This is a genomic window from Streptomyces violens (assembly GCF_000717745.1).
Classification (GTDB): domain Bacteria; phylum Actinomycetota; class Actinomycetes; order Streptomycetales; family Streptomycetaceae; genus Streptomyces; species Streptomyces violens.
Map to the genome: position 1 here is coordinate 262,014 of NZ_JOBH01000005.1, position 17,414 is coordinate 279,427.

17 protein-coding genes and 1 riboswitch are annotated in these 17,414 nt (G+C 71.9%); of the genes, 7 read left to right on the forward strand and 10 right to left on the reverse strand.

What is annotated here, in order from left to right:
* Positions 1 to 19: 19 nt before the first annotated feature.
* Genes IF04_RS0111880 through IF04_RS0111890 form a run of 3 tightly spaced genes read right to left on the reverse strand, consistent with a single transcriptional unit; the run spans position 20 to position 1,227 of the window.
* A complete protein-coding gene (locus IF04_RS0111880) occupies positions 20 to 553 on the reverse strand; it encodes a pyridoxamine 5'-phosphate oxidase family protein (RefSeq protein WP_030254554.1) in 534 nt (177 codons plus the stop codon).
* 36 nt (positions 554 to 589) lie between these two features.
* Entirely contained in the window at positions 590 to 856 is a 267-nt protein-coding gene (locus IF04_RS0111885) for a DUF4031 domain-containing protein (RefSeq protein ID WP_030254558.1), read from the reverse strand.
* Between the two features lie 8 nt (positions 857 to 864).
* Positions 865 to 1,227: a hypothetical protein gene (locus tag IF04_RS0111890; protein WP_030254559.1), complete on the reverse strand. Its 363-nt coding sequence runs from the start codon at positions 1,225 to 1,227 to the stop codon at positions 865 to 867.
* 125 nt (positions 1,228 to 1,352) lie between these two features.
* On the opposite strand from IF04_RS0111890, the gene IF04_RS0111895 reads away from it, so the two are divergent.
* From IF04_RS0111895 to IF04_RS0111905, 3 genes are all read left to right on the forward strand, one after another.
* Positions 1,353 to 2,285 (forward strand): MurR/RpiR family transcriptional regulator, encoded by a 933-nt coding sequence (locus IF04_RS0111895; protein ID WP_030254562.1) that lies wholly within the window; start codon positions 1,353 to 1,355, stop codon positions 2,283 to 2,285.
* A gap of 65 nt (positions 2,286 to 2,350) precedes the next feature.
* Positions 2,351 to 3,292: an N-acetylmuramic acid 6-phosphate etherase gene (gene murQ / locus IF04_RS0111900; RefSeq protein WP_030254564.1), complete on the forward strand. Its 942-nt coding sequence runs from the start codon at positions 2,351 to 2,353 to the stop codon at positions 3,290 to 3,292.
* 83 nt (positions 3,293 to 3,375) lie between these two features.
* Positions 3,376 to 4,962, forward strand: coding sequence for a PTS transporter subunit EIIC (locus tag IF04_RS0111905; protein WP_030254567.1), 1,587 nt, complete (start codon positions 3,376 to 3,378; stop codon positions 4,960 to 4,962).
* A gap of 130 nt (positions 4,963 to 5,092) precedes the next feature.
* On the opposite strand, the gene groL is transcribed toward IF04_RS0111905, so the two are convergent.
* The 4 genes from groL to thrC form a co-directional block, all read right to left on the reverse strand.
* The gene (gene groL / locus IF04_RS0111910; protein WP_030254570.1) at positions 5,093 to 6,718 is read right to left on the reverse strand and encodes a chaperonin GroEL; all 1,626 of its coding nucleotides are present in this window, start codon (positions 6,716 to 6,718) and stop codon (positions 5,093 to 5,095) included.
* A gap of 318 nt (positions 6,719 to 7,036) precedes the next feature.
* Entirely contained in the window at positions 7,037 to 7,240 is a 204-nt protein-coding gene (locus IF04_RS0111915) for a cold-shock protein (protein ID WP_003986833.1), read from the reverse strand.
* A 463-nt stretch (positions 7,241 to 7,703) separates the two neighbouring features.
* The gene (locus tag IF04_RS0111920) at positions 7,704 to 7,982 is read right to left on the reverse strand and encodes a MoaD/ThiS family protein (RefSeq protein WP_030254573.1); all 279 of its coding nucleotides are present in this window, start codon (positions 7,980 to 7,982) and stop codon (positions 7,704 to 7,706) included.
* Positions 7,983 to 8,042: 60 nt separating this feature from the next.
* Positions 8,043 to 9,329, reverse strand: coding sequence for a threonine synthase (gene thrC, locus IF04_RS0111925; RefSeq protein ID WP_030254576.1), 1,287 nt, complete (start codon positions 9,327 to 9,329; stop codon positions 8,043 to 8,045).
* Positions 9,330 to 9,346: 17 nt separating this feature from the next.
* Positions 9,347 to 9,507, reverse strand: a riboswitch (SAM riboswitch).
* Positions 9,508 to 9,657: 150 nt separating this feature from the next.
* Here thrC and IF04_RS0111930 point away from each other — a divergent pair.
* On the forward strand, positions 9,658 to 10,623 hold the full coding sequence (locus tag IF04_RS0111930; RefSeq protein WP_030254578.1) for a glucosyl-3-phosphoglycerate synthase: 966 nt from the start codon (positions 9,658 to 9,660) through the stop codon (positions 10,621 to 10,623).
* A 53-nt stretch (positions 10,624 to 10,676) separates the two neighbouring features.
* Positions 10,677 to 12,158, forward strand: coding sequence for an alpha,alpha-trehalose-phosphate synthase (UDP-forming) (locus tag IF04_RS0111935; protein WP_030254581.1), 1,482 nt, complete (start codon positions 10,677 to 10,679; stop codon positions 12,156 to 12,158).
* Between the two features lie 85 nt (positions 12,159 to 12,243).
* Here IF04_RS0111935 and otsB read toward each other — a convergent pair whose 3' ends face one another.
* The 3 genes from otsB to IF04_RS0111950 all read right to left on the reverse strand — a co-directional run bounded on the left by otsB (position 12,244) and on the right by IF04_RS0111950 (position 14,784).
* Positions 12,244 to 13,128 carry a trehalose-phosphatase gene (otsB, locus tag IF04_RS0111940; protein ID WP_030254584.1) on the reverse strand — a complete coding sequence of 295 codons (885 nt, stop codon included), beginning with the start codon at positions 13,126 to 13,128 and terminating at the stop codon, positions 12,244 to 12,246.
* Between the two features lie 60 nt (positions 13,129 to 13,188).
* The gene (locus IF04_RS0111945) at positions 13,189 to 13,434 is read right to left on the reverse strand and encodes a DUF3263 domain-containing protein (protein ID WP_030254587.1); all 246 of its coding nucleotides are present in this window, start codon (positions 13,432 to 13,434) and stop codon (positions 13,189 to 13,191) included.
* A 72-nt stretch (positions 13,435 to 13,506) separates the two neighbouring features.
* Positions 13,507 to 14,784, reverse strand: a complete 1,278-nt coding sequence (locus IF04_RS0111950; RefSeq protein ID WP_030254590.1) for an extracellular solute-binding protein — start codon at positions 14,782 to 14,784, stop codon at positions 13,507 to 13,509.
* A gap of 356 nt (positions 14,785 to 15,140) precedes the next feature.
* Here IF04_RS0111950 and IF04_RS0111955 point away from each other — a divergent pair, with 356 nt between their 5' ends.
* A complete protein-coding gene (locus IF04_RS0111955; RefSeq protein WP_030254592.1) occupies positions 15,141 to 16,106 on the forward strand; it encodes an ROK family protein in 966 nt (321 codons plus the stop codon).
* On the forward strand, positions 16,106 to 17,263 hold the full coding sequence (gene nagA, locus IF04_RS0111960; RefSeq protein WP_030254594.1) for an N-acetylglucosamine-6-phosphate deacetylase: 1,158 nt from the start codon (positions 16,106 to 16,108) through the stop codon (positions 17,261 to 17,263). The genes IF04_RS0111955 and nagA overlap by 1 nt, the downstream gene beginning before the upstream one ends.
* Positions 17,264 to 17,414 lie beyond the last annotated feature (151 nt).

Below are 17,414 nucleotides of genomic sequence, written 5' to 3' on the forward strand. Positions count from 1 at the left end.
ACCCGACGGGGCGGCCCGGTCAGCCGGCGCCGCCCCGCTCGAACCGCCAACGCGTCTGCGCGTACCGGGCGCCCCTGGCGAACCCGTAGGCGGTGACCGGCGCGACCTCGTAGACGGTCGCCCGCCCGCCGACCCGGTGCCAGAAGTCGCCGTCGCGCACGTCGTAGTGCCAGTCGGCGCCGTACTTGGCCTCATGCGCCTCGGCCAGCTGCCGCAGCCGTGCGTCGTCGTGCACCTCGGCCGCCCTGCCCTCGACCACCAGGTCCATCCCCTCACCGAGGGCGTTGGATCCGGTGGTGAGCGTGCAGTACGGGTTGGCCGCGAGGTTGCGCGCCTTGCGCTCCTCGGGGCCGGTGCTGAAGTACAGCGCGCCGTCGTGCCAGACGGCGATCAGCGGAGTGACGTGCGGTCGCCCTTCGGGGCGCACCGTCGCCAGCCAGAAGATCTCCGCGGCGGCGAGCCGGTCACGGGCCTCCGCCCAGGACGTCGGCGCCGCGTCCTCGCTGCTGTACCGGGGGTCGAGCTCGGTCGACGGTTCCTTCGCAGCCCTCATGCCCGTACGGTACGGGAACGGACCGCACGAAAGCGGTCAGATCCGGCGGTTTTTCGGACGACGGAGGCCCGCGGCCGTCAGGCGGCGGACCAGTTCCTTGCTGCCGATCTCGACCGCGCCGGCGCGTACGGCATCGGCGTACCGTTCCGCCGGCAGGTCGTAGTGATCGCGCTCGAACGCCCGCCGCGGCGCGCCGATCCGGGCCGCGAAGTCGTGCAGCTCCTCGAACGACGCGTCGCTCACCAGATGCGACCACAGCCGGCCGTGCCCCGGCCAGGTCGGCGGATCGATGTAGATCGCCACGCCGCCCCTCAGCTCCCCAGGGGCCCGCCGAGCGAGCCGACCGGGGCCACCGCAACGGCCGTCTTCGGGCAGACCCAGTGCGGGTCGGGCCCCAGCTCCGGCTCCACGTCCAGCGCGTGCGGGTCGCCGCCCTCGGTGCACACCGGGCACAGCGGCCAGCGGCCGTACCGCTCCAGCAGGGAATCCTGCACGTCCTGGGCGACGAGCCCGGCGACGAATTCGACGCCCGCCGGCCACTGCTCGACCCACCACCGGCGGTGCGCGACCGCGTCCTCCACCAGCGAGACGATGTCCGCGTCGGCGACATCGCCCGCCATCAGGTCCGCGATCACCAGGGCCCGGGCGGCGTGCAGCGCCTGTTCCAACTCCATGCGCCCATTGTCGCGCGTACACGCCGGACACCCACACGCGTTCCCCCTCGTCCCAGCGGCGCGGAGTTGTCCACAGGCGACAGAGGGGTATTGACGCCGCCGGTGACTGAAATTACTTTTCAGAGGTGAGCACCAGACTGAAGGAAACTTTCAACGGCGCGGCTCCCGACGCCGCGACCCCGCCCGCCCCCGCCGCCCTGGCGGCGAAGGTGCGGACCCTCGCGCCTTCCATGACCCGCTCCATGCAGCGGGTCGCGGAGACCGTCGCCGGCGACCCGGCCGGCTGCGCCGCGCTCACCGTCACCGGCCTCGCGGAGCGCACGGGCACCAGCGAGGCCACCGTCGTCCGCACCTCCCGCCTGCTCGGTTACCCGGGCTACCGCGACCTGCGGCTGGCGCTCGCCGCCCTCGCCGCCCAGCAGGCCGCGGGCCGCGCGCCCGCCGTCACGGCGGACATAGCGGTCGACGACTCGCTCACGGACGTGGTCGCCAAGCTCGCGCAGGAAGAGCAGCAGTGCCTCGCCGACACCGCGGCCGCGCTGGACACCACCCAGCTGGAGGCGGCCGTGGCCGCGCTCGCCGGCGCCCGCAGGATCGATGTGTACGGCATAGGCGCCTCCAGCCTCGTCGGCCAGGACCTGGCCCAGAAGCTGCTGCGCATCGGCCTGATCGCGCACGCCCACTCCGACCCGCACCTCGCGGTGACGAACGCCGTGCAGATGCGGGCCGGCGACGTCGCCGTCGCGATCACCCACTCCGGGCGCACCACGGACGTCATAGAGCCGCTGCGGGTCGCCTTCGACCGCGGCGCGACGACCATCGCGGTCACCGGCCGCCCGGACGGCGAGATCGCCTCGTACGCCGATCACATACTGACCACGTCCACGGCGCGCGAGAGCGAGCTGCGTCCGGCGGCCATGTCCTCGCGCACGAGCCAGCTGCTCGTCGTCGACTGCCTCTTCGTCGGCGTCGCCCAGCGGACGTACGAGACGGCGGCGCCCGCCCTCTCCGCTTCGTACGAGGCCCTGGCCCACCGCCACTCCCCCCGCCCCCGCTGACCGCTCGCCGGCCGCACGCCTCACCCGCCTCCCCCTTCAGCCGTACTCGGAGAGCCCCCACCGCCATGACTTCCACCGCTGACCACACCGCCCTGCGCGCCCAGCTGGACACCCTCACCACCGAGGCGTTCCGGCCGGAGCTCGCCGAGATCGACCGGCGCTCCACCCTGGAGATCGCCCGCACGATGAACGGCGAGGACGCCACCGTCCCCGCCGCCGTCGCCGAGGAGCTGCCGCGGATCGCCGCCGCCATCGACGGCATCGCCGCGCGCATGGCCCGCGGCGGCCGGCTGATCTACGCCGGGGCCGGCACGGCCGGTCGGCTCGGCATCCTGGACGCCAGCGAGTGCCCGCCCACGTTCAACACCGATCCCGAGGAAGTGATCGGGCTGATCGCGGGCGGCCCGCCCGCGATGATCACCGCCGTGGAGGGCGCCGAGGACAGCAAGGACCTGGCCGCCGCCGAGCTGGACGCGCTGGGCCTGACCGCCGAGGACACGGTGGTCGGCATCTCCGCCTCGGGCCGTACTCCGTACGCCATCGGCGCCGTCGAGCACGCCCGCGCCCAGGGCGCGCTGACCGTGGGCCTGTCGTGCAACGCCGGATCCGCGCTCGCGGCCGCCGCCGATCACGGCATCGAGGTCGTCGTCGGCCCCGAGCTGCTGACCGGCTCGACCCGCCTGAAGGCCGGCACGGCCCAGAAGCTGGTCCTGAACATGCTCTCGACGATCACGATGATCCGGCTGGGCAAGACCTACGGAAACCTGATGGTCGACGTCCGCGCGTCCAACGACAAGCTGCGGGCCCGCTCCCGCCGCATCGTCGCGCTCGCCACGGGCGCGTCCGACACGGAGATCGAAGAAGCGCTCGCCGCCACCGACGGCGAGGTGAAGCACGCCATCCTGGTGCTCCTCGGCTCCGTGGACGGGCCCACCGCGGCCCGTCTGCTCGCCGACTCCCACGGCCACCTGCGCGCCGCGCTCCAGGCCGCCGCCAAGGAAAGCTGACCGCCCGGCGCCCTCCTCCCCCGGGGAGGCGCCGCTGCCCCGCGCCCCCGCGGCGCCCCCTCCGACAGAACAGCGCCTCGCACATGACCTCTGCATCTCCCCAGGGGAACTCCACCTCCCCGGACAAGAACCGCGCCACCGCCGCCGCGCTCCTGCCCCTCGTGGGCGGCGCTGGCAACATCACCTCCATCGCCCACTGCATGACCCGGCTCCGCCTTGGCATCAAGGACCGTTCGCTGGTCCAGGACGACGCGCTCAAGGCGCTGCCGGCCGTCATGGGGGTGGTCGAGGACGACACGTACCAGATCGTGCTCGGCCCCGGTACGGTCGCCCGCGTCACTCCCGTCTTCGAAGAGCTGGTCGAGGAGGAGCGCGGGGCAGCGCCCGGCCCGGCGCCCGCCCCCGAGCCGGCCCCCGGCTCCCCGTCCGCCCCCACCACCACGGCCGACGAGCTGGCCGCCCAGGGCGCCGCCATCAAGGCGCGCCGGAAGGCGGCGAACGCCACCCCCTTCAAGCTGTTCCTCCGCCGGATCGCGAACATCTTCGTCCCGCTGATCCCCGCGCTCATCGGCTGCGGCATCATCGCCGGCATCAACGGCCTGCTCACCAACCTCGGCTGGCTGCCCACGCTCGTCCCCGCGCTCACCGCCATCGCCTCCGGCTTCATGGCCCTGATCGCGGTGTTCGTCGGCTACAACACGGCGAAGGAGTTCGGCGGCACCCCGATCCTCGGCGGCGCGGTCGCCGCGATCATCGTCTTCCCCGGCGTCGCGAACATCACCGCGTTCGGCCAGAAGCTCTCCCCGGGCCAGGGCGGCGTACTGGGCGCACTCGGCGCCGCGGTGCTGGCGGTGTACATCGAGAAGTGGTGCCGCAGATGGGTACCGGAATCCCTCGACGTCCTCGTCACCCCCACCCTCACGGTCCTGCTCACCGGCCTGGTGACGATCTTCGGCCTGATGTACGCGGCGGGCGAGGTGTCCGCCGCGATCGGTACGGCCGCCAACTGGCTCCTCGCCCACGGCGGCGCGCTCGCCGGCTTCGTCCTCGGCGGCCTCTTCCTCCCGCTGGTGATGCTCGGCCTCCACCAGGCCCTCATCCCCATCCACACCACCCTCATCGAGCAGCAGACCTACACGGTCCTGCTGCCGATCCTCGCCATGGCGGGCGCGGGCCAGGTGGGCGCGGCCATCGCCGTCTACCTCCGCCTCCCCCGCAACGGCTCGATCCGTACGACCATCAAGTCAGCCCTCCCCGCCGGCTTCCTCGGCGTCGGCGAGCCGCTGATCTACGGCGTCTCGCTCCCCCTCGGCCGCCCCTTCATCACCGCCTGCGTCGGCGGCGCGTTCGGCGGCGCGTTCGTCGGCCTCCTCAACCAGCTCGGCACGGCCGTCGGCTCCACCGCCATCGGCCCCTCCGGCTGGGCCCTCTTCCCCCTCCTCAAGGGCAACCACGACCTGGCCGCCACAGCCGTCGTCTACGCCATCGGCCTCCTGGCCGGCTACCTCGTCGGCTTCCTGGCCACGTACTTCTTCGGCTTCAGCAAGCAGATGCTGACCGACCTGAACGCCGACGCCGACGCCGCGCGCTCCCCGGTGGCCGGCGGCACGGGGACCGGCTCGGCCGCCGCGGGCGGGCCCTCCACGGCGAAGGAGCCCGCGTCCGTCTGACCCGGCACCGCTGACAGCACCGGCGGCCACGACAGCCGTGGAAACGCCCGAGGGCGGCACCCCCGCGATGGGGGTGCCGCCCTCGGTTCGTACAGCGATGAACAGCTGATCCGTTCCCGGAAGGGGTGGATCAGAAGTCCATGTCACCGCCCGGCATGCCGCCCGGGGCGCCGCCCGCGGCGGCCTTCTCCGGCTTGTCGGCGATGACGGCCTCGGTGGTGAGGAAGAGCGCCGCGATGGAGGCGGCGTTCTGCAGCGCGGAGCGGGTGACCTTGGCGGGGTCGATGATGCCCTCGGCGATCATGTCGACGTACTCGCCGGTCGCGGCGTTCAGACCGTGGCCGACGGCCAGGTTGCGCACCTTCTCCACCACGACGCCGCCCTCGAGGCCGCCGTTGACGGAGATCTGCTTCAGCGGGGCCTCCAGGGCCAGCTTCACAGCGGCGGCACCGGTGGCCTCGTCGCCCTCGAGCTCGAGCTTCTCGAAGACCGAGGAAGCCTGCAGCAGGGCGACGCCACCGCCGGCGACGATGCCCTCCTCGACGGCCGCCTTCGCGTTGCGAACGGCGTCCTCGATGCGGTGCTTGCGCTCCTTGAGCTCGACCTCGGTCGCGGCACCGGCCTTGATGACCGCAACACCGCCGGCGAGCTTCGCCAGGCGCTCCTGCAGCTTCTCGCGGTCGTAGTCGCTGTCCGAGTTCTCGATCTCGGCGCGGATCTGGTTGACGCGGCCCTGAACCTGCTCGCTGTCACCGGCACCGTCGACGATGGTGGTCTCGTCCTTGGTGATGACGACCTTGCGGGCGCGGCCCAGGAGGTCCAGACCGGCGTTCTCGAGCTTGAGGCCGACCTCCTCGGAGATGACGGTGCCACCGGTGAGGATGGCGATGTCGCCGAGCATGGCCTTGCGGCGGTCACCGAAGCCCGGGGCCTTCACGGCGACGGACTTGAAGGTGCCACGGATCTTGTTGACGACCAGGGTCGACAGGGCCTCGCCCTCGACGTCCTCCGCGATGATCAGCAGCGGCTTGCCCGACTGCATGACCTTCTCCAGCAGCGGAAGGAGGTCCTTCACGTTGGAGATCTTGGAGTTGACGATCAGGATGTACGGGTCGTCGAGCGACGCCTCCATACGCTCCATGTCGGTGGCGAAGTACGCCGAGATGTAGCCCTTGTCGAAGCGCATACCCTCGGTGAGCTCCAGCTCCAGACCGAAGGTCTGGGACTCCTCGACGGTGATGACGCCTTCCTTGCCGACCTTGTCCATGGCCTCGGCGATGAGCTCGCCGATCTGGGTGTCAGCAGCGGAGATGGAGGCGGTGGAGGCGATCTGCTCCTTGGTCTCCACGTCCTTCGCCTGCTCCAGCAGGGCGGCGGAGACGGCCTCGACGGCGCGCTCGATGCCGCGCTTCAGGGCCATCGGGTTGGCGCCGGCCGCGACGTTGCGCAGGCCCTCGCGGACCAGGGCCTGGGCCAGGACGGTCGCGGTCGTCGTGCCGTCACCGGCGACGTCGTCCGTCTTCTTCGCGACCTCCTTGACCAGCTCGGCGCCGATCTTCTCGTACGGGTCCTCGAGCTCGATCTCCTTGGCGATGGAGACACCATCGTTGGTGATCGTGGGGGCGCCCCACTTCTTCTCAAGGACGACGTTGCGGCCCTTGGGGCCAAGGGTGACCTTGACGGCGTCGGCGAGCTGGTTCATCCCGCGCTCGAGACCGCGCCGTGCCTCCTCGTCGAACGCGATGATCTTGGCCATGTGAAGTGGTCCTCCCGGACAGGGGTGGAAACGCAGTGGACCGTGCCGGCGCCCGCGACGGACGGCCTGCAGCCCCGTGGTTCCCTGCCCCACCGGGCCGCGGGCCTCACCGGCCCGATCCGAAGTTCTGTCACTCTCACCTTCAGAGTGCTAACGCAATGATTAGCACTCGACACCCTCGAGTGCAAGCGCCTCAGCCAGCCTGCGGGATCGCGCGGCAGCGCCGCAAGGGGCTGGGCCCCGCGCACACCCGTACACAACAGAAGGCCCGTACCCCCTAGGGGGTACGGGCCTCCGTACGCTGCAGTCGGTCGGCGCTCAGCCGGCCACGCGAACCATGTCCGCCTGCGGCCCCTTCTGGCCCTGCGAGATCTCGAACTCGACCCGCTGACCTTCCTCAAGGGTGCGGTACCCGTCCATCTGGATCGCGCTGTAGTGGACGAAAACATCCGCACCACCGTCGACCGCGATGAAGCCGTACCCCTTCTCCGCGTTGAACCACTTGACGGTGCCCTGAGCCATTCCTAACTCCCCTATTGCTGGCCCTTGCGCAGGACCGCACTCCGCGGACCCGGGTCAGACCTCACCCCCAAGGAGGGTGTGCGCCGGAACGCGTCGACCGCCGCTGAATGTATCTGCACCAATGCCCAGCGCAACAGGTCAATCGGACGAGAATTCTGCCCACGACCATTCGCCGATTTGCGGCGAAGTCTCAATAATTCTGGGCAAGCCGGGCCGGGCATAGCTCATCAACACGACAAAATGCGCACACAGTTTGGGCACATCTTGTCGCGTTCTCATATGCGTCGGGCACGCGCGTGAAGAGGATTCACCTCAACTGTATCGCCTTTAACGACATGGAATCGCCCCGTCCGCTTTTGCTGCGGACGGGGCGATTCCAGGAGGCGTATGCGGTCACCCACGAGACGGTGCACAGGGGGCGCACACAGGGCGCACTAAGGGCGTGCGCCGGGGACGACGGGCTTCAGCAGCCGCCGGCCACCGCGGGGATGATCGAGACGCCCGCGCCGTCCGGCGTCGGGGTCTCCAGGCCCTGCTCGAAGCGCACGTCGTCGTCGTTGACGTAGACGTTCACGAAGCGGCGCAGCTTGCCCTGGTCGTCCAGGACGCGGGCCGCGATGCCGGTGTGGTTCTTCTCCAGGTCCGTGATGACCTCGGAGAGGGTCGCGCCCTCGGCGGGCACCTCGGCCTTGCCGCCGGTGTAGGTGCGCAGGATGGTGGGGATGCGGACGTTGACGCTCATGGGGTTCTGCCTTCCGGGTTCCGGGGAAACGAGTGCGGGGCCTGCCTGGCGGGGCGGGGCTTACTTGTCGAGGCCGGCCTCGCGGAACGCGTCCAGGCTCGGGCGGATGGTCGCGGTCGGGCCGGTGGTCGGCGCCACGGCGTCCAGCGTCTTCAGGCCGTCACCGGTGTTGAGGACGACGAGGGACTTCGCCGGGTCGATCTGCCCGTTCTCGATGAGCTTCTTGGTGACGCCGACGGTCACGCCGCCCGCGGTCTCCGCGAAGATGCCCTCCGTGCGGGCCAGCAGCTTGATCGCGTCCACGACCTGCTCGTCGTTGACGTCCTCGACCGCGCCGCCGGTGCGCCGGGCGATGTCGAGCACGTACGGGCCGTCCGCCGGGTTGCCGATGGCCAGCGACTTGGCGATGGTGTTCGGCTTCTGCGGGCGTACGACGTCGTGGCCGGCCTTGAAGGCGGTGGACACCGGCGAGCAGCCCTCGGCCTGGGCGCCGAAGATCTTGTACGGCTTGTCCTCGACGAGGCCGAGCGCGATGAGCTCCTTGAGCCCCTTGTCGATCTTCGTGAGCTGCGAACCCGAGGCGATCGGGATGACGAGCTGGTCCGGGAGCTCCCAGCCGAGCTGCTCGCAGATCTCGTACGCGAGCGTCTTGGAGCCCTCGCCGTAGTACGGGCGGAGGTTGACGTTCACGAAGCCCCAGCCCTCGCCCAGCGGGTCGCCGATGAGCTCGGAGCAGAAGCGGTTGACGTCGTCGTAGTTGCCCTCGATGCCGACCAGGTCGCCACCGTAGACCGCGGCCATGACGACCTTGCCGGCCTCCAGGTCGTGCGGGATGAACACGCAGGAGCGGAAGCCCGCCCGGCGCGCGGCGGCGCCGACCGCACCGGCCAGATTGCCGGTGGAGGAGCAGGACAGGGTGGTGAAGCCGAAGGCGCGGGCCGCCTCGACGGCGATGGCCACGACGCGGTCCTTGAAGGAGTGCGTCGGGTTGCCGGAGTCGTCCTTCACGTACAGGCCGCCGGTGACGCCCAGTTCGGCGGCGAGGCGGTCGGCCTTGACCAGCTTGGTGAAGCCCGGGTTGAGGTTGGGCTTGTCGGCCACGTCGGCGGGGACGGGCAGCAGCGGCGCGTACCGCCAGATGTTGTTCGGACCGGCCTCGATCTGCTTCTTCAGGCCCTCCGGGTCGCCGCTCGGCAGGTCGTATGCCACTTCGAGCGGCCCGAAACATTCCTGGCACGCGAAGATCGGGCCGAGCGGGAAGCGCGTACCGCACTCGCGACAGGACAGCGCGGCGGCGGGACCGAGGGAGACGGTGGAGGTGGTGCTTTCTGCAGCTTGCACAGCCATGGAGGCGAGGCCCTTTCTCCTCATCTTCCTCGCGGCGCATCTCGCCGCGAGACGGATTTGGCACCTTCCCTAGCCGGGAGCCTCGCGCGCGTCGGACATCAGCGTCCTGGCGGCAAGACCGGCTGGAGGGTTGCCGGGGCTTCAACGGGCCGTATCCCTCTGCCCCTCTGGATGAGCGGTATGGCCTGCGTACGAAACACAGGCGTTTGTTCAGCGGTGACCCCGGCATGCGGTGGTCATCCGCGTTGTTCAAGACTGTAACCGAAGGCATGGACGGTTGAGATAGCCGTCCGATGCGCGAGATGGATCACTTTAGGGAGACGGATACGTGCTGGAAGAGGTGGAGCGCTGGCTGGCCGGCCGCTCCTGGTCTGCCGCCGACCGACCGCTCGACCAGCTGTTGGCCGCGAAGAGCCGGACAGGGCAGACGGTCAGCGTAGTGCTGCCCGCGCTCGACGAGGAGGCCACGGTCGGCACGATCGTGGAGATCATCCGCCGCGATCTGATGTCCGCGGCGGTGCCCCTGGTCGACGAGCTGGTCGTGGTGGACTCCGGCTCCACCGACCGCACCGCCGAGGTCGCGGCCGCCGCGGGCGCCCGGGTCGTGCACCGCGACGCGATCCTGCCCCGGCTGGCGACGGTGCCCGGCAAGGGCGAGGTGCTGTGGCGCTCGCTGCTGGCCACCAGCGGCGACATCGTCTGCTTCGTCGACGCCGACCTGCGCGAGTTCTCCCCCGCCTTCGTGTCCGGGATCGTCGGACCGCTGCTCACCGAGCCGCAGGTGCAGTTCGTGAAGGCGATGTACGACCGGCCGCTGGGCGAGGGCGCCGACGGTCCGAAGGCCGGCCAGGGAGGCCGGGTCACCGAGCTGGTGGCCCGCCCGCTGCTCAATCTGCACTGGCCGCAGCTGGCCGGCTTCGTCCAGCCGCTGGGCGGCGAGTACGCGGCGCGTCGTTCGCTGCTCGAACAGTTGCCCTTCCCTATCGGGTACGGCGTCGAGCTGGGCCTGCTGGTCGACGCGCTGCACACGGTGGGCCTGGACGCGCTGGCGCAGGTGGACGTGGGCGTGCGCAAGCACCGGCACCAGGACGGGCAGGCGCTCGGCCGGATGGCCGCGGCGATCTACCGCACCGCCCAGCTGCGGCTGGCACGCGGGCACCTCGTACGGCCCCGGCTCACCCAGTTCGACCGCGGCGAGGAGGGCGGGTTCGTCCCGCGGACGACCGACGTGGACACCGAGGAGCGGCCGCCGATGCGCGGCATACCGGAGTACGCGGAGCGGCGCGCGGCGTGAGAGCCCGGGCGGCCGCACGTTTGAGCGGATCTGTGGCGGGTTAGGTCATCGGCATGGTCTCCTCCAGCTCAGGTGCCCAGGTTCTCGTCGCGTCCAACCGCGGTCCGGTCTCCTATGCCTTGGGCGAGGACGGCGCGCTGACCTCCCGGCGGGGCGGTGGCGGTCTGGTCTCCGGACTCTCGGCCATCGGCCCGGACGCCGGGGCGGTGTGGGTGTGCGCCGCGCTCGGCGACGGCGACCGTGAGGCGGCCCGGCGGGCCGCCGCCGGCGACGGGCTGCTGGACCCCGGCGACACCGGCGGACAGTCCGTCCGGATGCTGGACATAGCGCCCGAGGTCTTCGCCGCCGCGTACAACGGCGTCGCCAACTCCGTGCTGTGGTTCGTCCACCACCTGCTCTACCAGACGCCGCTGGAGCCCGCCTTCGACGCGGAATTCCGCCGCCAGTGGGCGTCGTACGAGGCGTACAACGCCGCCTTCGCCGACGCGCTAGCCGAGGCCGCGGCGCCCGGCGCCGCCGTCCTCGTGCAGGACTACCACCTCACGCTGGTCCCGGGGCTGCTCCGCGAGCGCCGCCCCGACCTGCGCATCGGCCACTTCTCGCACACCCCCTGGGCGCCGCCGGACTACTTCCGGCTGCTGCCGGACGACGTGGCGGCCGAGGTGCTGCGCGGCATCCTGGGCGGCGACCGGGCGGCGTTCCTTACCCACCGCTGGGCCGCGGCGTTCGCGGAGTGCTGTGCTTCGGTGCTGGGCGCCGAGGTCGCCAGAGACGGCGAGGCGGGCCTGCGCGTCACGTACGAGGGCCGGACCACCCGGCTCGGGGTGCACGGCCTGGGCGCCGACGCGGACTTCCTGCGCGAGCGCTCCCGGCAGCCGGACGTCGACGAGCGGCTGGCGGACCTGCGCGAGCAGATCGGTACCGGGGAGGACGGCGCGCCGCGGCGGACGATCGTCCGCGTGGACCGCACGGAGCTGTCCAAGAACATCGTGCGCGGCCTCCAGGCGTACCGGCGGCTGCTGACCGACCGGCCCGAGTGGCGCGGCCGGGTGGTGCACATAGCGTTCGCCTACCCCTCGCGGCAGGACCTGGCGGTGTACCGGCAGTACACCGAGGAGGTCGGGCGGCTGGCGGCGAAGATCAACGACGAGTTCGGCACGGACGGCTGGCTGCCGGTCGTGCTGCACGTCAAGGACGACTTCGCGCGCTCCCTGGCCGCCTACCGGCTCGCCGACGTCGCCCTGGTCAACCCCATCCGCGACGGCATGAACCTCGTCGCGAAGGAGGTGCCGGTGGTGTCCGAGGCGGGCTGCGCGCTGGTCCTCTCCCGGGAGGCCGGGGCCTGTGCGGAGCTGGCGGAGGACGCGCTGGTGGTCAATCCGTACGACATCGGGGGCACGGCCGAGGCGCTGCACGCGGCGCTGACGATGCCGCTCGATGAGCGGGCCGAGCGCGCCAAGCGGTTGGCGGCGGCGGCGACTGCTCTGCCGCCCGCCCAGTGGTTCTTGGACCAGTTGCGGACGCTGGGGGGCTGAGGCCCGCGGATTCCGGGGTGCCCCGGGCGGTGCGTTTGCCGGCTGGCGCGCCGTTGTGGCTGGTCGCGCAGTTCCCCGCGCCCCTTCAGGGCGCTGCCGCCTCCGCCAGTCCCGTCAGTAGTTCGACGACGCCCTGTGGGCCCGGTACCACCAGGTCCGCGCGGTCCGCCAGTTCCTCGGCGCCCTCGCCGACCGTTGCCGAGCTGCACACCAGTACGCCGGGCAGGCCCTCGGCGCGCAGGGCGTCGACGGCCGCGTAGGCGGCCAGGTCTCCGAGGTCGTCGCCCGCGTAGAGGACCGCGCCGGCGGCCACCTCGCGTACGTACGAGGTGAGCGCGACGCCCTTGTCGACGCCGGGCGGGCGCAGCTCCAGGACGAAGCGACCCGGCTCGACGATCAGGCCGTGTCGCTCGGCGAGCGCGGCCAGGGGCGCGCGCAGCGCCTCGAAGGTGCCCTGCGGGTCGGCGGTGCGGCGGGTGTGCACGGCGACGGCCCGGCCGCCCTTGGTTTCGATCGCGGCCTCGATCGCGGCGTCGGCCGGTCCGTCCTGCCAGGCACCTGAGTCCGCCAGCAGGCCCGGCAGCTCGGCGGTCGCCGCGGCGACGCCCGGCGGCGGCGCGGGCGCCTCGATCCGGCCGGTGGCGGCCTCCCAGCGCTCCGCGCCGTAGTGCCCGAGGACGACGAGGCGGTCCAGGCCGTCCGCTTCGGCGAAGCCGCCGAGCCGGACGGCCGTCTCCGCCGGGCGGCCGGTGATCACTACGACGGCGCGCAGCAGCGGGGCGAGGCGCGTGAGCGCTTGGACCACGCCGGGGTGCGCGCGGGCCTGCTCGGGGTCGGGGACGATGCCGGCGAGGGTGCCGTCGAAGTCGAGCGCGACGACGGCGTCGGCCGGCCGGGCGAGGAAGCCGGCCAGGCCCGCACGGCCCGCTTCGGTCATCGGCTGCGCGAGGAGGTTCTCGGGGCTGCCCATGGGGCCGAGCCTATCGGTGGGGCGGGGCGTACGGAGGCCGTACGACGATCTTTCGGATCGTCAGCGGCGGGCCCGCCGCGCCTCTCGCACCCGTCGCAGCCGGTTCACCGTCACCGGGTCGTGGGCGAGCGCCCGCGGGTCGTCCAGGAGGGCGTTGAGCAGCTGGTAGTAGCGGGTCGGCGAGATGCCGAGCCGCTCCCGTATGGCGCGCTCCTTGGCGCCGGGCCCGGCCCAGGAGCGGCGCTCCACGGCGAGCACGGCCTCGTCGCGCGCTGACAGCCGCTCGGACGGCGATTCGGGGACCACACGACCACGATAGCCCCGCGGTACGACATCCCTACTGATCACCCGGCCGGGCGCCGCAACGCCCGGCCGGCGTCACCGGGTCGCGCTGTCCGCCTCGTCCGCGGTGTTCTGGATGTCGTTGAGCACCGTCGCGGGGTCGCCGTTCTTGCCGACCGCGTCGCCCATCTTCGCCTTGATGGTCTTGCTGACCAGCGGCCAGGAGGTCTTGTCGGCGGGGTAGAACTCCGCTTCCGGCAGCTGCTTCAGGAAGCCGTGCAGCTTCTTGTACTTGTCGTCCGCGAGCATGTCCTGGGAGGCGGAGACGGTGACCGGCAGCAGGCCGTAATCGCCGGAGAACCGCATGACGTTGTCCTCGTTGTAGACGAAGTCGAGGAACTGGCCGATCTCGGCGCGGTGCCCGTTCTGCTTGAAGCCCATCATCCAGTCGGCGACGCCCATGGTGGACTTGGCCGGGCCGGTGATGCCGGGGAGCGCGACGGTGCCGTAGTCGATGCCCTTGGCCTTGGCCTGCTGCATCAGCGTGGGGTGGCCGTTGAGCATGCCGACCTGGCCGCTCGCGAAGGCGTTGAAGCCGTCCTGCCGGTTGAGCTTCGCGGGGTCGGTGCCGGTCAGGCCCGGGGTGACGAGGTTGTCCTTGACCCACTTGAACGTGCGGATGTTCTGCCGCGAGTCGATCGTGTACTTGCCGATGGAGTCGGTGTAGCCGCCGTCCCCGCTCAGCATCCAGATCATGGTCTCGGCCTGGGTCTCCTCGGGGCCGAGCGGCAGCGCGAAGGGGGTCTTCACGCCCGCGGCCTTCAGGAGCTGCGCGTCCTGCTTGATGTCGGACCAGGTCTTGGGCGGGCTCGCGATGCCGGCCTGCGCGAAGAGCTTCTTGTTGTAGAAGAGGCGGCGCGTGCTGGCCCCGAAGGGCATGCCGTACTGGACGCGGTGGTACTCCCCCGCCTCCGCGAGGCCGGGCGTGAAGTCCGCCTGGGTGGTGATGGAGAGCAGGTCGTCGGCGCTGTAGAGCTTGCCCTCGGCGGCGTAGTCGGCGTAGGCGCCGATCTGGGCCATGTCGGGGGCGTTGCCGGCCTCGACCCGCTTCTCGACCTCCTTGTCGACGTCCTTCCAGCTGTAGACGTCGACGTCGACCTTGATGTGCGGGTGCTTGGCCTCGAACGCCTCGACCACGTCGTGCCAGTAGTGCTTGCTGGAGTTGGCGGCGCCGTCGCCGTAGTCGGCGGCGACCAGCTTCAGGGTGACGTCGTCGCCGCCCACGGGGCCGCCGGAGCAGGAGGCCAGTGTCAGCGTCATGGCCGTCGCGATCCCCGCCGCCGCCAGGCTCTTGTAGCGTCGCTGTACTGCCATTGCTGCCCTGTTCCGCCCTTTGAGTCCAGATGTGCCGTACGTTCCGGGACGCGCCGCGGCGGCGGGGATCACCCCCGTCGGGCGCATGAGCTGCGAGTCTGCCCCGCACACCCTCACAAGGTCTACACCAGATGAGGTCTCCATTTCGCATCAGCGAACCGGAACAGGGGCCTCCTCCTGGCCGCCGCCCGGCCACCTCGCGCCCCGCCGCGCCGGCGGCCGGCCGGCGCCGGGCACGCGACCCGCCGCCCAACTCCCTGTGTACGGCGCGTGAACCGGCCCTCCGCCCCGGCGCACCGGCACCGAGGCCGTAGTGGACTAGACCTCTCGGCGCTTCTCGCGGGAGACTGTGCCGCGTGAGACATGTCATCGCGCTCGATGTGGGCGGCACCGGGATCAAGGCCGCACTCGTCGGTACGGAGGCGCCGTCCTCCGAAGGCACGCCCGCCCGGCCCCCCGTCCTGCTGCACGAGGCACGCCGCCCCACCGGACGCGAGCGCGGCCCCGAGGCGGTGGTCGAAACGATCCTCGACTTCGCCGCCGAGCTGCGCGATCTGGGCGCGCAGCGGTACGGAGCGCCCGCGGCGGCGGCCGGCGTCGCCGTCCCCGGCATCATCGACGAGGCCGGCGGCACGGCCGTGTACGCCGCGAACCTCGGCTGGCGGGACGTCCCGCTGCGCGCCCTGCTCTCGGAGCAGCTCGGCGGCGTCCCCGTGGCGCTCGGCCACGACGTGCGCACCGGCGGGCTCGCCGAGGGCCGGATCGGCGCGGGCAAGGGCGCCGACCGGTTCGTCTTCCTGCCGCTGGGCACCGGCATCGCGGCCGCCATCGGTATCGGCGGCCGGATCGAAGCCGGAGCGCACGGCAGCGCTGGCGAGATCGGGCACATCGTCGTACGCCCCCAGGGCGCGCCGTGCGGCTGCGGACAGCGCGGCTGCCTGGAGACGCTGGCCTCCGCCGCCGCCGTCGGCCGGGCCTGGGCCGCCGCCTGCGGTGACCCGGACGCCACAGCGGCGGACGCCGCCAAAGCGGTCGAGTCCGGCGACCCGCGCGCCGTGGCCGTATGGCAGGAGGCCGTCGACGCGCTCGCGGACGGCCTGGTCACCTGCCTCACGCTGCTCGACCCGCGGACCCTGATCATCGGCGGCGGGCTCGCCGAGGCGGGCGACACGCTGTTCGCGCCTCTGCGGGAGGCGGTCCGGCGGCGGGTTACCTTCCAGCCGCTCCCCTCGATCGTTCCCGCGGCGCTCGGGGACGCCGCCGGCTGCCTGGGCGCAGGACTGCTGGCCCGGGATCTTCTCTCCACGGAGGTAACTGCCTGATGGCGGACCGAACCATCCTCAGCGGCGCCCGAGTGGCGCTGCCCGCGGGCGTCGTCGACGGCCTCACCCTCACGGTCGACGGGCACCGGCTCGCCGTGGGCCCCGCGGCCGGCGGCACCACCGTCGACCTGTCCGGGCACCTGATCGTCCCCGGCTTCGTGGACATGCACGTACACGGCGGAGGCGGCGGCTCCTTCTCCTCCGCCGACCCCGAAGAGTGCCTGAAGGTCGCCGACACCCACCGCCGCCACGGCACCACCTCCATGGCCGCCTCCACCGTCACCGGCGACCTGGCCGACCTGGCCCGGCAGGCGGCCGTCCTCTCCGAGCTGGTCGAACAGGGCGAGCTGGCCGGCATCCACTTCGAGGGCCCGTTCATCTCGGCCCACCGCTGCGGCGCCCACCAGCCCGAACTGCTGCGCGACCCGGACCCGTCGGACGTCCGCAAGCTGGTCGACGCGGCCCGCGGCACGGCGAAGATGATGACGCTCGCGCCGGAACTGCCCGGCGGCCTGGAATCCGTACGCCTGCTGGCCGAGTCCGGCGTCATCGCGGCCATCGGCCACACCGACTCCTCGTACGACGCGACGCGCGAGGCCATCGACGCGGGCGCCACCGTCGCCACGCACCTCTTCAACGCCATGCCGGGCCTGAACCACCGCACGCCGGGCCCGATCGCCGCGCTCCTGGAGGACGAGCGGATCACCGTCGAACTGATCAACGACGGCACCCATCTGCACCCGTCCGTGCTGCAGCTGGCGTTCCGTCACGCGGGCGCGGAGCGCGTCGCGTTCATCACCGACGCGATGGGCGCGGCCGGCATGAGCGACGGCATGTACCCGCTCGGCCCGATGGAGGTCGAGGTCAGGGACGGTGTCGCGCGCATCCACGGCGGCCCCACCGCCGGCTCGATCGCGGGCTCCACGCTCACCCTGGACCTCGCCTTCAAGCGCGCCGTCACGATCGACGGCATCGGCATCGAAGCCGCCGTACAGGCCCTGTCCGGCAACCCGGCCCGGCTGCTCGGCATCGACGACCGCACCGGCTCCATCGAGCCCGGCAAGGACGCCGACCTGGTCGTACTGGACGCCTCCTACGACCTGGTGGGCGTCATGCGCCGGGGCGAGTGGGTGGTACGGCCACCGCAGGCGGGGTAAGGAAGCAGGTGCGGACGGTCCGGGCGGCACCCGCCCGGGCTGGGCCGATTGGTCCGCATCCGCGGCCCGGGCGGCACCCGCGCTCTGTGCCAACTGCCGTCGCCGATGGCATGATCGCTCGCGCACTCGTCCGTACCCGGCCGTAGACCAC